At 53.7% G+C, this 15,578-nt stretch carries 8 protein-coding genes; all 8 read left to right on the top strand.

From position 1 onward, the window contains the following. Positions 1–156 precede the first annotated feature (156 nt). Entirely contained in the window at positions 157–708 is a 552-nt protein-coding gene (locus ACIPR4_RS21885) for an RNA polymerase sigma factor (RefSeq protein ID WP_049781011.1), read from the top strand. 167 nt (positions 709–875) lie between these two features. Next, positions 876–1,988 (top strand): hypothetical protein, encoded by a 1,113-nt coding sequence (locus ACIPR4_RS18060; RefSeq protein ID WP_144312481.1) that lies wholly within the window; start codon positions 876–878, stop codon positions 1,986–1,988. A gap of 98 nt (positions 1,989–2,086) precedes the next feature. Then, positions 2,087–5,188, top strand: a complete 3,102-nt coding sequence (locus ACIPR4_RS18055) for a TonB-dependent receptor (protein ID WP_013570108.1) — start codon at positions 2,087–2,089, stop codon at positions 5,186–5,188. 16 nt (positions 5,189–5,204) lie between these two features. Further along, positions 5,205–7,523, top strand: coding sequence for a prolyl oligopeptidase family serine peptidase (locus ACIPR4_RS18050; protein ID WP_013570107.1), 2,319 nt, complete (start codon positions 5,205–5,207; stop codon positions 7,521–7,523). A gap of 412 nt (positions 7,524–7,935) precedes the next feature. Then, complete coding sequence (locus tag ACIPR4_RS18045; protein WP_013570106.1) at positions 7,936–8,598, top strand: RNA polymerase sigma factor; 663 nt, start codon at positions 7,936–7,938, stop codon at positions 8,596–8,598. Continuing rightward, entirely contained in the window at positions 8,595–9,884 is a 1,290-nt protein-coding gene (locus ACIPR4_RS18040; protein WP_013570105.1) for an anti-sigma factor, read from the top strand. Before ACIPR4_RS18045 ends, ACIPR4_RS18040 begins: the two co-directional genes overlap by 4 nt. Positions 9,885–9,973: 89 nt before the next feature. Then, on the top strand, positions 9,974–13,090 hold the full coding sequence (locus ACIPR4_RS18035; RefSeq protein ID WP_013570104.1) for a TonB-dependent receptor: 3,117 nt from the start codon (positions 9,974–9,976) through the stop codon (positions 13,088–13,090). Between the two features lie 57 nt (positions 13,091–13,147). Further along, entirely contained in the window at positions 13,148–15,508 is a 2,361-nt protein-coding gene (locus ACIPR4_RS18030; protein WP_013570103.1) for a prolyl oligopeptidase family serine peptidase, read from the top strand. Positions 15,509–15,578: the final 70 nt, after the last annotated feature.

Genomic DNA, 15,578 nt, shown 5'->3' with positions numbered 1-15,578 from the left:
CGTCCATGTCTGACTTTGTGAGAACCGTCTGTGCCGCTAAGCATTCCCCCAAGCCGCGCGTTGTCGCAGTCGCCCCTCTGGTCAGAAGAGAAACGATCGCCTGCGGTTGTCATCCCGATAGGCCCTGATATCGGGCCCATCTCGGACGAGAGTTTGATGGCGCAAGTACTCGGCGGACATAAGGAAGCGCTTGCGGAACTGTTTCGGCGCTATTCCCGCCTGGTGTTTAGTATCGGCGTTCGCGTTCTTCGCGATGCCGGAGAAGCCGAGGAGATCGTTCAAGAAGTCTTTTTCTATGTACACCAGAAAGTCGGGCAGTTCGATGCGTCACGAGGAATGGCTAAGGCCTGGATCGCGCAGATAGCGCACCATCGGGCGATCGACCGAAGAGGCTTTCTTCACCGGCGGCACTTTTATGTTGGTACAGATGTGACACTTCTCGCGGATACATTAGCAGGGAACGATAATTTGGAACGCGAGATTGTGTCGAGACTGAATCGTGTCCATCTTCAGCAAGCTTTTGAAGAACTGTCGGATAAGCAGCGGATCACATTGGAGCTGTACTTCTTCGAAGGACTTGAGCTTATGGAGATTGCCGAGCGCATGAATGAGTCTTCCGAGAACGTCAGGCACTTCTACTACCGCGGCTTGCAGAAGCTCCGTAAGAATTCCTTCGTGCAGAGCCTAAAGGAAAACCAAGAGAGATGATCGGGAACCTACCTCACTTCGAGCATGAGCGATATGAAGAGTTGTGCGCTCTCGCGACCGCCGGTGCATTGACATCGCAGGAATCGGAAGAGCTATCTGCACACCTTGCAAGCTGCGCAGATTGCCGCGAGATCTTCGTTCAATATGAGACATTGGCTACAGAAGGCATGCCCTCGCTCGCGGGAGCTTATGTCCCCGTCCCCATCGCATCGAAATCGCCGTTCGATCATTTATCCGGCCTTGAGCGCTTGATGCAGACCGTTGAGTCTCAGAAGCCGCAACTCATACCCTTCCCATCGACAATATTCAATCGTTCTCTGTGGAAGGGTCTCATCGCCGCTTCGCTTCTATTAGGAGTAGCCTTCGCGTCCTATCGTGCAGGCGAGCACAGGCGTACGTTTGCCGGTGCTATTACTGTGATATCCACCCCACCCGATTCCACCAGGGGAACTGAACAACCTGCCACGGAGAAGCAAGGACTCAATGCGGCCATCGCTGTCGAGGACGCGCGGCTATCCGAGATGGAGCAGCAAGTTGCCGGAAGCAAGGCTGAAGCCGACAAATTGCGCGCCGATGCCAAAGATGCGCAAGACCGCCTGGATGCGCTGACGGCTGCCGACGCCACATCCAAGAGTCAATCGGACGCTCAGGTAGCCGCGTTGACACAGGAGCGAGATGCAACGGCCGCGAAGCTAAGGGATGCGCAAGCCTCTTATCAAACCGTTCAGTACGAGTTGGACGCCCTTCGCAATCAGCATAAACAGGATTTGCTCCATCTGGCGTCGCTTGACGAGAAGGTGACAAGCCTCAATGCCGCCTTGGACGAGAGAGAAAGGCACGCCAAGACAGACGAGCAATACCTAGCTTCCGACAAGGATGTCCGCGACCTCATTGGCGCGCGGAATTTATATATCGCGGACATCATGGATGTGGACCAAGCCGGTCATTCCCGCAAACCATTCGGGCGTGTGTTTTACACGAAAACGAAGTCGCTGATCTTCTATGCCTATGATCTAGATCGTGAGCAGGGCATCAAACTCGCAAGCACATTTCAGGTTTGGGGACGAACTGGCGCCAACGATCGGAAACCGATCAATCTCGGCATACTTTATATGGATAGTGAAACCAATAAGCGCTGGACTTTGCGCGTCGATAACGCCCAGCAATTGGCTCAACTCGATTCTATCTTTGTAACGGCGGAGCCGAAGCCAAAGGCGGACAAGCCGAGCGGAAAGCCATTCCTGTATGCCTCTCTGAGGCGGGACGCGAATCATCCTTAGAAGTTCTCTGAAGAGCTTTGGTACAGATCGATGAGTGCGGCCGTATTAGAGAGCATAGCCGCTCACTTGCTCTCTAACTCTTCCAGGAGAATACGTCCATGCGCCGCATCGCAGCCCTGTTTCTCGTGTCTCTTTTTTCAAGCGCCCTTATCGCACAGAGTGGTAACGCAGCGCTGACCGGTTTTATCCAAGATTCAAGCAAGGCCTTTATCCCTGGCGTCAAAGTGGTCGCAGTTGATACCGACACAGACCGACGATTTGAAGCCATAACGGGCAAGGACGGCAGCTATAACATTGGTGGTTTGTCCGTGGGTCACTATCGAATGGAAGTTGATAAACCTGGGTTCAAAACAATCCTGCGTGACGACATGTTCCTCCATGTGCAGGACACATTACAGATCAACTTCCAGATGGCGGTCGGGTCAACCTCGGAGTCAGTCACTGTTGATGGAACTGGTGTGAACATGAACACTAGGGACGGGTCGGTCAGCACCGTGGTCGACAGGAAGTTCGTAGAAAACATTCCGCTCAACGGCCGCAGTTTTCAAGATCTTATCTCGATGACACCTGGTGTCGTCACGCAGAGCCCTCAAACCTCTCAGGCTGCCGGTCAAAGCGGGGACTTCAGCGTGAATGGCCAGCGCACCGAGAGCAACTACTACATGGTCGATGGCGTGAGTGCGAATATTTCCTCCGGCGCAGCGAACGGAGGGCCGCAGGCGGGTACGAGCGGAGCAATCGGCGCAACCACAGCACTCGGGACGACGCAAAGCCTTGTGTCAGTGGACGCACTTCAGGAGTTTCGGGTCTCGAGTTCCTCCTATTCGGCGGAGTATGGAAGAAGCCCTGGCGGCCAATTCTCTCTTCAGACTCGTTCGGGCACGAAAGCCTTCCACGGTAGCGCGTTTGATTACCTCCGAAACAATTATTTCGACGCCAATAACTGGTTCAACGATCACTATGGCATTGCGCCTAGTGCACTCCGCCAGAATGACTTTGGTGGAACGCTGGGCGGCCCAATGCTCTTGCCGGGGAGTTTTGCCAAGGCGTATCCGAGCTATTTCTTTGTCTCGTACGAAGGACTTCGACTTACTCAACCGCAAGCAGCCACAATCCAATATGTGCCCAGCATTGCGTTGCGCCAAGCTGCCCCTGCTGCGCTGCAGCCGATACTGAATGCCTTCCCCCTGCCCTCGGCGGGAGGGATTACCTATAGCAGCGGCCTAGCGCAATTCATTCAGGGGTATTCTCTACCGAGCAAAATCGACTCCACTAGTGTTCGTCTGGACGATACCCTGACATCGCGCCTCCACTTGTTTTTCCGTTTCAGCGATACACCGAGTTCGACGAATTCGCGCACCCTTTCTTCGCTCACGGTAACCACGTTCAAGACTCAGACTTACACCATAGGTGCAACCAGCCAGTTCACGGATAAGGCAACGAACGAATTTCGCATCGGCTACTCGCGCAATGACGCTACTAGTACTGCGTCGCTCGACTCATTCGGTGGAGCGACACCGATCAACTTCGGTTCGCTGCTTGGAAACGTACCGTCTGGGCCGTCAACATCGGATGCCGATCTTTACTTCGCAGGTACGGGGGAAGCCGACTTGTCCGTCTCTTCTAGCGCGAATCAAGGGCGACAGTGGAATGTGGTTGACACGTTTGGCCTCAGTCTAGGGAAGCATCAGCTAAAGTTTGGTTACGACTACCGCCATATCAAGTCGCCACTATATCCGGCGGCACCATATGTTTCGGGGATCTTCTACGGTCAAGCATCTATCATCAACAACCTCGCCGACTTGGCGATCCTCGAGAAACTACTTCCGTCGACCCCAATCTTCAATGAAACTGCGGCGTTTGTGCAAGATGAATGGAGTGTCAAGCCGCAACTAACAATTTCAGGTGGTCTTCGCTGGGAAGTTAACCCACCACCCACGGGAGCGAACGGCAACGACGCCTTCACCTTGGAAGGCAATCGCGCCGATCCCGGTTCGCTAACGGTGGCACCCCGCGGAACACCACTCTGGAGGACCAGCTGGCTTAATTTAGCTCCCCGTCTTGGAGTTGCATGGACGGCACATAATCAGCACGGATGGGAAACTGTACTGCGAACTGGTGGCGGCGTCTTCTTCGATACCGGCAGCCAACTCGCTGCGCTGGGCTTCGAGTACTTGGGATTCAATGCAAACAAAAGCTACACGAGCTTCGCGTTCCCGGCTACAGCACAGCAACTAGCATTTGAACCCTCCACCACACCACCCTACACGAGCACCGTGATCGCGTTTCCAGAACACATGCAGCAGCCCTACACTCTCCAATGGAATTTGAGTGTCCAGCAAGCACTTGGCGCAGCGCAAAGCTTTACCTTGTCCTACGTGGGATCGAACGGCCGACGGCTCCTTCAGGAGCAACAGAGTTCCATTGCTAAGCTGAACCCTAATTTCGGATACATCGAGTTCATCACGAGTGGGCCGACATCAAGCTACCAGGCATTGCAAGCCCAGTTTCAGCGCTCTGTGTCGCATGGAATCGAAGTCCTTGCATCCTATACATGGTCCCACTCACTCGATTTCGGTTCAGCTAACGCTGCTCTGCCGTTGGTTCGTGGCAACTCTGACTACGATCTCCGCAACAACTTCCAGGGGGGCGTTACTTGGGAATTACCCACGAACTATAGTAACGCGGGCCTAAGAGCCCTTGCTTCTGGGTGGGGAGTCGACAGCCGACTCACGGCCCGAAGCAGTTTCCCAATTACTCTGCGAGGCAGCCTCACAACCAACCCAGCTACAGGCCAGTACTACTACGGCAATCTAAACGTGGTGCAAGGCCAACCTCTGTATCTTTATGGCTCGCAGTATCCTGGCGGTACAAGAGTCAACCCCGCTGCCTTTCAAAAACCAGCTGCAAATAACCTTGGGAACGCTGGGCGCAATTTTGTGCGCGGCTTCGGAGATACACAGGTCAACTTGGCTCTGCACAGGACTTTCCCGCTTGTGAAAGGCTCCACACTTCAGTTTCGTGCCGAAGCGTTCAATCTTCTGAACCATCCCATTTTCGGATTGGTCGACTCGACGTTGACAGACCTGACGTTCGGACAGGCTACGAAAACTCTGAATCAAAGCCTGTCTACCTTGAGCTCGCAGTATCAGCAGGGTGGCCCTCGCTCTCTGCAATTCGCCCTCAAAATCCAGTTCTAGGAAACCCGAAAAAGATATGAGACTAGTAAGTAGGCTCTCCTTCGTCTTTTGGAGTATGGCTGTCCTCGTTGGCAACTTGGTCGCTTCACCGAAGGCCACGCATGGCCAGGAGCGAAGAGCAATTGTGCCCTCTGATTGCGTGACGGTCCGGCATTTTCTGGAGAAGGATTTTCATCCGTCGATTCAACTCGATCCGACAGGCAAAAAAGTTGCTTACTTGGTTCATTCACCCAACCTGCAGACCGACCAGAACGACGTGATGCTCGACATCGTCCCAGTTGCGGGTAGCCAGGTAGAAGTGCGGCATCTCATGGTGGGCGCGGGAATGTCCGGACTCCGTTGGATCGACAATGGGGATGCAATCGCGATCCTCGCAAAACAGGAAGATCGTATCTCCGTCGTGGAAGTCACTCTCGCGACAGGCAAAACTACAGTCTTAGCGAAAGCCGTTACAGATATAGCCGAATTCAGCATTTCGGACGATGGTCGCACCCTGGTATTTGCCCTAGATCGGGAAGCTGTGCAGACGGCCTCGAAGCCTACTAACTACGAAGAGGCGCGTGGATACCGTATCCCGTTTGAAAAACAAAACGTGTCCCGCTACCGGAAAAGAGAGCTCTTTGTTACGCGCAAGACCGGTTCTGGATGGACGATCCCAAAACGGTTGGCAGTCCAGATGCCCTGGATGAATAACTCGATCGAGTCGTTACCGTATCTAATCGATCTTCGCTTGAATCTATCGCCGGATGGTAAGTCGCTGGCTTTTACGTTCATGAGTGATCTAGGCGGAATGTCTTCAGCATGGAAGGCGAGCCCGATGGCTCAGATCATCGATTCGAGCGTTGGGGTTATTCAACTCACCGCGGTCATGGATCTCAATACAAGCGTCTCGACGCTGCCTCTTGAGAGCCCGTGGGAGTACAGCCTCCCCTTTTGGTCTTCAGATAGCAAATCGTTCGTCATCATGGCTCAAGCCCCCGTAGGATCTGAATGGGAAAAGGAAGACGTAAAGCACAACCGGAAGTATCCCGACAATGTGCATCAATACCAAGTGACGCCGTCAAACGGCAAGATTGCTCTCGTGCGATCCGTCGTTCACGGGTCAATCGAAATACCCCTTTCGTGGTCTCCTGACGGCGATCTTCTGATCCGCACTGCAGACGACATGCTGTCTCGTATGCGGTACGTGAATGACGAATGGAAGGAGGTGGGACGTGCGGGCTTTCCAGCTGCGCTGAGCTTTCGCAACGGACCGATCGCCGGCAATGCCGAAGTCGTGGTTGGAGACTATGAAAACCCATCGACCCCGCCTGGACTATTCGTATTTCGCCTCGCGGATCAAGTCTTGGAGCAGAAGATCAGTCTCAACCCACAGTTCGATCACCTGACCCTGGCGCCGATTCGTGAAGTGCAGTGGGATACATCTACGGGATATCACGTTTCGGGCTTATTATTCATACCACCCCAGTATGACCCCCATACGGCATATCCCCTTGTAATCCACTCCTATGCGTCAGCCGCCAACTTTTTCTGTGACAGCGGCACGAATCACGAGCCCTCCTTTGCGCCCCAACCACTGGCGAATGCCGGGATCATGTACTTGATTCGAACCTACACGACGGGCTCAAAAAAAGCGGAAGAGTCAGCGTACTTTCCGACGGGCTATCCGGGACAACTGGCAGAACCAGCTTTCAACGCTGATCTGTGGGATAGGGCAGTAGAAAAATTCGCCAGCCAGGGTTTGATCGACCCAAAGAGAGTCGGCATCATTGGTTTCAGCCACTCAGGCTGGCTTACCCAATTCGCACTCACGCATGGCCGCACGAAATATGCTGCTGCAACGCTGGCAGACAACCTAGAGTACAGTCTGGGTGAGTACTGGCTGATTCACTCAGAGGGCTCCTTGAAGAGCGCGGACGCCATGTTTGGCGGCGCGCCCTACGGCGATACATTGAAGAACTGGCTTGAGTACTCCATCTCGTTCAACATACCGAAAATTCACACACCTCTTCTGATGGAAGCGATGGGCTATGGAAAGCACTACGAAGACAAAGGAAATCCCCCGGTAAACCTCGCGGCTAGATTCGAACTCTTTACTGGGCTCAGCCACCTGCATAAACCAGTAGAGTTGTACTACTATCCGCTCGAATTTCACCAACCGGATGACCCGCTTGCGCGTCTAGGGTCACTCGAAAGGAACCTGGACTGGTATACCTTCTGGCTAAAGGATTACGAACGTCCGAATGCCGAAGACGCGGATCAGTACAAGCGCTGGGAACATCTGCGTGCACTTCGAGATGCTGACTCTAAGACTATCGTTGGGGAAGCAAAATAGATGCTTTCCGGATCTCCACTGTTTCCTCTCAAGAGCCGAGCACCCTAACCTCGAAGGCCCAGATCACGACAAAAAGGTGAGAACATTTGCGCGAAATGCGCGCCCCGAAATGTGGCTGTGACGCGACCCTCGCAGCGCCTGATTGTGGTTGGGAATTGAATCCGTTTTCGGCGGATCGGGTTTTTCTGTCAAGGCAATCGGCCTATGGTCCTCCACGGAGTAATTACGAAAGCGGATTTACACTGAAAGGCCTGTTTCGTTCGGGAATGCAGATTTGTACCCTTCCTCAGAAGATATATATTTTCAACCAAAAGTGGAGCGAACCCTTTACTTTTGGGCCTTTCCGGACAATCCTTGAGGCACGTGTGAACAAGCGGAGTTCTGCGAAACGTGGGTCCGGTGAAGTGTGGCGATGGATGCAACAGAACGGGTACTCGCTCTTCCTCTTTTAATAGGGCGAAAGCCCGCTGCGCTTGAGAGGATCGACGCCTCTCCGTTGTTCGTCTTGACGGACGAAGAACTTCTTGAGCGCCTCCGGAATCGGAACGAAGAAGCACTCCTGATCCTGTTCCGCCGTTACAACCGGCTAGCCTTTTCAATTGGTTGCCGCATCCTTCGGGATGAAGGCGAAGCGGAGGATCTGGTTCAGGAAGTTTTTCTTCGCCTTCACAGCAGGGAGAACACCTTCGACCCGTCAAAAGGTTCAGCGAGAACCTGGCTTGTGCAGATGATGTACCGCCGCGCCTTTGATCGCCGTGCCTATTTATACCGTAGGCATTTCTACAGTGGTATAGACGTTCACGAGTACGCGAATGCTCTAGCTGGAGTGCGTAACTTAGAAAAAGACGTGATCGAGCGCCTGACAGCCCAACAACTGCGAACAGCTTTTAGCGAACTGAGCGAGAAGCAGCGAGAGACGATGGAGCTGTTTTTCTTCGAAGGGTTGACACTGGCTGAGATCGCTGAACGATCAGGGGGCGATGTGAAGAACACTCGCCATCATTACTACCGCGGACTGGAGCGGCTACGACAGTTAGGCCGTGCCATGCTCCTGAATGAGAAGAGTGGCCGATGAGTAGCAGCACGCCATACCGGTACGATTGCAGCGAGAAGTATGCGGAATTATGCGCTATTTCAACCACGGGGGAACTGAGCACAGAGGAGCTTGCGGACCTGAATGCACACCTGGCGGGATGTAGCCAATGCGCGGAGTTACTGGAGGAATACACCAGTCTGGCGCATATCGGGATGGCAAAGCTGGCGCCTGAATCCGAATCGAGCGGCGAGAACCTCGGCTCGGCGCGGGAGAAAGCGGGAGAGCAGCGACTTATAAAGGCCATTCATGCAATGCAACCCGCAAGCCTGCCTGATGGTGCCTCGGGAATCTCTTCCAGACATTGGACCGGGAGCTCTTTCGCAGCCTTCCTGACGGCTGTTGCTGCCGTATTGCTGATTTGTGTGGGAGGTGCGTTTGAGGTTGGACGCAAGAGCGCGATAACTCCACCCCGGTCCATTCCGATCGCTGCCGCGCTGCCGCCAATAGCTATTCAGAATGCCGAAGAAGTTGTTCTGCGAGAGAAACTGTCAACTGCAGAGAAAACACTCAATGAAATCACGTCACGATCTGCTCAAGCGGAGAAACAAATAACAGATCTATCGCGTCTTAAGACGTCGCTTCTTGCGCAGGTAGATGATCTTTCCAAAAAGAATGAGTCTGCGTCAACATCTCTGCTCGCCACGACACAGCAGCGTGATGAGCTACAGCAGCAATTGGGAGATGTCTCGAAATCATTGGAGCGGGTTAGGCAAGATTTGGACCAGGCAAGGCAGGACCGCCAGGGCGCGTTGCTTCGCGTTGCCAGCCTTGAGAACGATGTCAGTCGGTTAAATGGAACACTTGCCGTCACGAACAAAGCGGCCTCGAACAGCGAACAGTTCCTCGCGCAGGACCGAGACGTGCGCGAGCTAATGGGTGCGCGCCAACTTTATATCGCCGACGTCTTCGATGTGCAGCAAGACGGTCAAAGGAGTAAGCCTTTCGGACGCGTCTTTTATACGAAGGGCAAATCGCTCATGTTTTATGCCTTTGACCTGTCAAGCCAGCCTGGCTATCACGAAGCGAACGCTTTTCAGGCCTGGGGCAAACCCGACAGCAATTCGAGCAAGCCCATCAGTCTCGGCATCTTCTATCTGGATAGCCAGAGCAATCGCCGATGGGTGCTAAAGTCCGACAACCCAGATGTGCTCGCTCAAATCAATGCGGTCTTTGTGACCGTTGAACCGAAGGGGGGAAGCGCCAAGCCCACTGGAAAGCCTTTCCTCGAAGCGTACCTTCATACGCTTGCCCCTAACCATCCGTAGAGAGATTAGAAATCTTTCGTGGAAGCTGGTACAGACCGCATTCTCCAGGCGAAAGCTGGTTAAGCTGCTACATTCTGCCAGGAGTTTTCATGAAGATCTGCAGGTCTCTGCTCATTCTCTCCCTACTCGCGTGTTCTGCCTCCGCGTTTGGGCAGTCGACAAGTGCATCCATTACCGGCCTCGTAGACGATCCCTCCAAAGCTGTTATCGCCGGTGTCTCCATTATGGCGATCAATACTCAGACTGGAGTCAAGGCAAGAACCACAACGAATCATACTGGCCAGTATGTTCTCTCTGGTTTGAACCCCGGCTCATACAGGGTTGAAGTCGATAGGCAGGGCTTCAAGGGAATTATTGAGGCTGGTCTGATCCTACACGTGCAGGATGTGGTCCAGCTTAACTTTCATATGGCGATCGGCTCTGCAGCGGAATCGGTTACAGTCAATGCATCCGCTCTCCAAATGAACACGACCGACGCAACGGTCGGCACCGTTGTTGATCGAAAGTTCGCCGAAAATATTCCCTTGAACGGGAGGAGTTTTCAGGACCTCATTTCGATGACTCCAGGAGTTGTAACCCAGAGCCCACAGAGCACGTCGGTAGTGGGAACGGGGGGTGATTTCAGCGTGGATGGCCAGCGCACGCAATCCAATTACTACACCGTCGATGGGGTTGCAGCCAACATCAGTTCGGGTAATGGCGGTGGTGTCAGCAGCGCTGCTGTCGGCGGGACTTTGGGCGGTTCGACTGCCCTGGGGACAACGCAGACCCTGATTTCAGTTGATGCGCTTCAGGAATTTCGGGTCCAAAGTTCGACCTACTCGGCTGCGTATGGGAGATCCCCTGGCGGACAGTTTTCCCTGGTCACTCGGTCCGGCACGAATAGCTTTCACGGAGTGGCTTTCGACTACCTCCGTAATAACTTTTTCGACGCCAATGACTGGTTCAATGGCCACTATGGTAAGCCGACGCCGGCTCTTCGACAGAATGATTTTGGCGGCACGCTGGGCGGACCAGTCTGGATTCCGCGTGTTTACAACGGCCAGGACCGCAGCTTCTTTTTCGTTTCGTACGAGGGATTGCGTCTCACGCAGCCGACGGCTGCGACGATTCAATATGTGCCCGACTTATATATGAGGCAGCAGGCTACAGCGACCATGCAGCCCATTTTGAATGCCTTTCCGTTGCCGAACGGACTGGACTATGGAACGCTCGCTAGCCCTAGTCTGGCACAATTCATCGCCCCATTTTCTCTTCCCAGCAAAATCGACTCTACAAGCATCCGCCTCGATCATACGTTTGGATCGAAACTGGCACTCTTCTTCCGATTTAGCGACACCCCGAGCTCGACTGATTCCAGACCTTACTTCGCACGAGCAACTACAACAGGGAATGCCACTACCTACACACTTGGCGCAAGCAGTCAGTTCTCCAATCGGTTTACGAATGAGTTCAGGCTCGGCTATGCACGATCGGACTCAAAGCAACTCGGCGTTCTCGATAACTTTGGAGGAGCAACTCCCATCGACTTAGCTTCTGCAATGGGCGCAGGCTCCTACCAGCAAGTGAACCCCGTCGTCATCCTGTCTATCGCCGCCATTGGCTCGCCGATTCTTTACCCTTATAAAACGAACACCCTGCAACGACAATGGAACGCTGTCGATACGGTCAGTATCTTAAGCCGCCAGCATTCGTTGAAATTTGGCGTCGACTTCCGTCACATTAAGTCGGTGCTCGCTCCTCCAAACGTGGAAACCTATGCTGTTTTCACATCGTCTCAACAAATTCTGAGTGGCGCGCCAGCCGCGCCCTACGTTTTCCGCTTCCTGCCCGCGACGCCTCTCTTCAATCAGACCGCTCTCTTCGCGCAAGACGAATGGCGTGTGCATCCAAGGCTCAACCTTTCGCTGGGGCTACGCTGGGAATTGAATCCACCTCCGACGGAAGAGCACGGAGACGCCGCCTATACCCTTCTTGGCAACATCAATATTCCTTCCTCCCTCTCCCTCGCCCCACAAGGTACGCCACTCTGGAAAACCTCCTGGTATAACTTCGCTCCACGGCTTGGAGCGGCGTGGACCGCGCACAATCAACCGGGAATGCAAACGGTCGTTCGATTTGGCGGCGGTGTCTTCTTTGATTCCGCGAATGAGATTGCCACTCAGGGATACGATGGCGTCGGTTTTCGGGCACAGCAACTATATTCCGGCGCACTCCTTCCCTTTACCCCAAGTCAACTCAATCTTCCTGTAACGGCCAACGCTCCCTACACGAGCGCTACGGTCACGGCGTTCCCCACGCATCTGCAACTCCCATACACCTTGCAATGGAATGTCAGTCTCCAACAAGCGCTCGGTTCGAAGCAATCCATCACTGTCTCGTATGTGGCTGCGGATGGAAGGCGCCTCACGGTTCTTCAGCAGAAATCTCTGACGGCATTGAATCCCAACTTTGGACAAGTTTTCTACTTCAATACCGGCGTCACTTCAAACTATCAGGCGCTTCAACTGCAGTTCCAGCGTTCTGTCGTAAGGGGTGTCCAGGCACTTGGCTCCTATACGTGGGCGCACGCATTGGACTATGGTTCGAATTCGACCGCTCTTCCGCTGCAAAGAGGGAATGCCGACTACGACGTGCGAAGCAACTTTCAGGGCGGAGTCAGTTGGGAATTACCTACCCTCTCCAAGCACAAACTCATTGGTGCATTTTTGAACGGTTGGGGGCTGGATGGACGCCTTAATGTGCGTACCGCTTTTCCCGTCACCCTCGGCGGCAGCCTTCTCACCGATCCCACGTCCGGTACTCAATATTCCGGGGGCTTGAATATCGTCCGGGGCCAAGCTATCTATCTGTACGGATCGCAATACCCCGGCGGTAAGTCAATCAATAAGGCTGCTTTCAGCCTGCCCGCCACAGGAGCTTCCGGAAATGCGTCGCGCAATTTTGTGCGCGGGTTCGGAGCATCGCAGTTCAATCTGGCCGCGCGACGAGACATCCATTTGCATGATGCGGTCGTTCTGCAGTTTCGAGCGGAGACATTCAATCTCTTCAACCATCCAAACTTCGGATACATTGACCCGACGTATACCGATGCAACGTTCGGGCAGGCAACCAAGATGTTGAATTCAAGTCTCGGCACTGTCGCCTCGCAGTATCAGCAGGGAGGCTCCCGTTCCATGCAGTTTGCGCTCAAGCTCCTCTTTTGATTCTTCCCGGATTTCGTCTCGAAACCAACGGCACTGCCGATCATGAATAGGATGAGCATGTATACAAAGCACTGTAAGACTGGGTATGTGGGGGCGTTTGTCGCTTGTATCTTGGCAAGCGTTCATGCAACGCTCCCGGCCCAAGGCAGGAAGTTCGCCGTTACAGATTCAATCGAGATGCAGCGCTTCACGGATCCTTATCCGGACCTTTCTCGAAATGTCACTAAGTTTTCTCCGGATGGGAAGTCATTCTTCGTCGTTACAACGCGGGGGCTGGTAGACAAGAATCTCTTGCAATCTACGATCTGGCTCTTCGATGTGAAGGCGGAGCAAGCTTTTCTCGCCGGCGATGCACGTTCTCCGGCTCCTGCGCCAACGGTGTTGGTCACTCGTTCGGGAGCCAATGATAGTGAACAGCAGGATCTTCAAGCCGCGATTCTTTCGCCGCGGTGGTCCGCTGATGGTCGGAGTCTGCTATTTTTAGGTCGCAATGGCGACGCGACATGGCGTCTCTACCGCTTGGATCTGAAAAATAAGAGATTGCAACAACTCTCTACGGATAATCAAAATGTAATCACATATCAGGAAAAAGGGCAGATTGTTGCGTATGCCGTGTCGGTGCCGTGGCAAGCTATACCGTTCCCGCGTGTGGTGGTTGGGACCGGACAGAGCTTACACAGCCTCATGTTTCCGGACAAGCGTCCGTCTTATCCCAACCAGAATGAACTGTGGTTGTATGCGCACGGAAACGTCCATCCCGTCATGGATCCTTTATCGCAAGAGACTGTCCGTTTGAATACGCACTATGGCGATACGATTTTGTCAGTGGATCCCGATGGGCGCTATGCAATCGTCGCAATGGCCGTTTCAGCGGTTCCCGAAGCATGGACAAACTATGAACCAGGGTCTACCACTGGAAGAATTATGGTTTGGCCTCCCGAAAGATTGAAACAAGCCTATGGCACCGATATTCCAGAGAGCTTCTTGCTCGTGGATCTCAAAACCGGGAGAACTTCTAGGCTTCTTGATGCGCCGCTCGGGAGAGACGCCAATTGGGTTGGACCGACAAAGATACTTTGGTCGAAGGATGGAGAACACGTTCTATTGTGCAATGTGTTCCTGCCGATAATAGGGATTCCGGATCAAGAGAGAACAGGGCGTAAGCAGCAGCCGACAGTTGTTCGCTTCGATCTACACGATCACACGTGGACTCGGGTCGCAGGATATACACATTCCAGCTTTTCTGACTCAAAAAAATGGCAAGTGCAGGACGTCCATTGGGGAAGATCGACGGATGAGGTGAGTGTCACTTACACAGAACTGGGGCCACCTGCTGAAAGCTTCCATTTCATAGATGGCAGATGGGCCTTGACGGAAGACTCCAGCCGAAGCCCGGGCGCGAACGAAGCTCCTGTCTTTCCGCTCTCCGTAACTCTAAAAGAGAGCCTGGTAAGCGCCCCAGCCGTGTACGCTTCTATCTCTGGCTCTACAGACACCAGGCTCCTATGGAATCCGAACCCCCAATTTGGCGAGATAGCCTTTGGCGAAGCGGCAATCTACAACTGGAAAGACCGGTACGGTCGAGATGTTAAGGGAGTCCTGATTAAGCCACCCCACTTTGACCCGAAGCAGAGATATCCTTTGGTAATCGAGCCTCGGGCGTACTCTCAAAACCTGTTTATTGTGGACGGGACCTACCCAACGGCCGTTGCGGCTCAGGCCATGGCGGCAGACGGTCTAATGATCTTGCAGGCCGGCGAACCAGGGCTACCCCCAAAGGACGCGTTTAGAGAGGGAACTTCCGCAGCATTGGCGGGATATGAGGCTGTAATTGCTAAATTGGCATCCGAAGGCCTCATCGATCCGCGCCGTGTCGGGATCATTGGATTTAGCAGAACCTGTGACAATGTTATGTATGCCCTAACGCAAGATCCAAAGTTATTTGCAGCGGCAACAATTGCAAACGGCTATACCTATGGGCCTATGGGCTATTTCGACAACGTCGATGGGTCACTTTACAACGGCGCCATGGCACAGTGGGCTCAGCACTATGGTGGAAATCCATTTGACGATGGTCAAGCGGCTTATCTGAAGGAGAATGCGATCTTCAATTTGCGGAAGGTGGCTGCGCCGCTTCGAGTAGAAACGCACGATCCGTCGATCATGCTCTCCGACTGGGAGTCTTATGCGGGGCTTCGATCCCTGGGCAAACCCGTTGATTTGATTTTCATGCCCTACGCCACGCATGTCGTGACCATGCCGGTGGACGTAATGGAGTCACAACAAGGGGATGTCGATTGGTTTCGTTTTTGGCTTCAGGGCCATGAAGATTCCGACCCCGCAAAAAAGCCGCAGTATGAACGTTGGGAGCATCTACGTGATCTGCGAGACCGCGCCTCTAAGTCGACTTCACGGTGAGAGAATGGTTTGTAACCACAGATCAGCCCACGGAATAAGTGGGGCGAGGGCCCAATAACGGGGAAAATCT

This window comes from Terriglobus saanensis SP1PR4, from assembly GCF_000179915.2.
GTDB classification, from domain to species: Bacteria; Acidobacteriota; Terriglobia; order Terriglobales; family Acidobacteriaceae; genus Terriglobus; species Terriglobus saanensis.
This window is presented reverse-complemented; position numbering and strand designations above follow the sequence as displayed.

What these genes read in the sequence shown, in the direction of transcription:
- ACIPR4_RS21885 (WP_049781011.1), top strand. Translation starts at nt 157, where the DNA reads ATGGCGCAAGTACTCGGCGGACATAAGGAAGCGCTTGCGGAACTGTTT.
- ACIPR4_RS18060 (WP_144312481.1), top strand. Translation starts at nt 876, where the DNA reads ATGCCCTCGCTCGCGGGAGCTTATGTCCCCGTCCCCATCGCATCGAAA.
- ACIPR4_RS18055 (WP_013570108.1), top strand. Translation starts at nt 2,087, where the DNA reads ATGCGCCGCATCGCAGCCCTGTTTCTCGTGTCTCTTTTTTCAAGCGCC.
- ACIPR4_RS18050 (WP_013570107.1), top strand. Translation starts at nt 5,205, where the DNA reads ATGAGACTAGTAAGTAGGCTCTCCTTCGTCTTTTGGAGTATGGCTGTC.
- ACIPR4_RS18045 (WP_013570106.1), top strand. Translation starts at nt 7,936, where the DNA reads ATGGATGCAACAGAACGGGTACTCGCTCTTCCTCTTTTAATAGGGCGA.
- ACIPR4_RS18040 (WP_013570105.1), top strand. Translation starts at nt 8,595, where the DNA reads ATGAGTAGCAGCACGCCATACCGGTACGATTGCAGCGAGAAGTATGCG.
- ACIPR4_RS18035 (WP_013570104.1), top strand. Translation starts at nt 9,974, where the DNA reads ATGAAGATCTGCAGGTCTCTGCTCATTCTCTCCCTACTCGCGTGTTCT.
- ACIPR4_RS18030 (WP_013570103.1), top strand. Translation starts at nt 13,148, where the DNA reads ATGTATACAAAGCACTGTAAGACTGGGTATGTGGGGGCGTTTGTCGCT.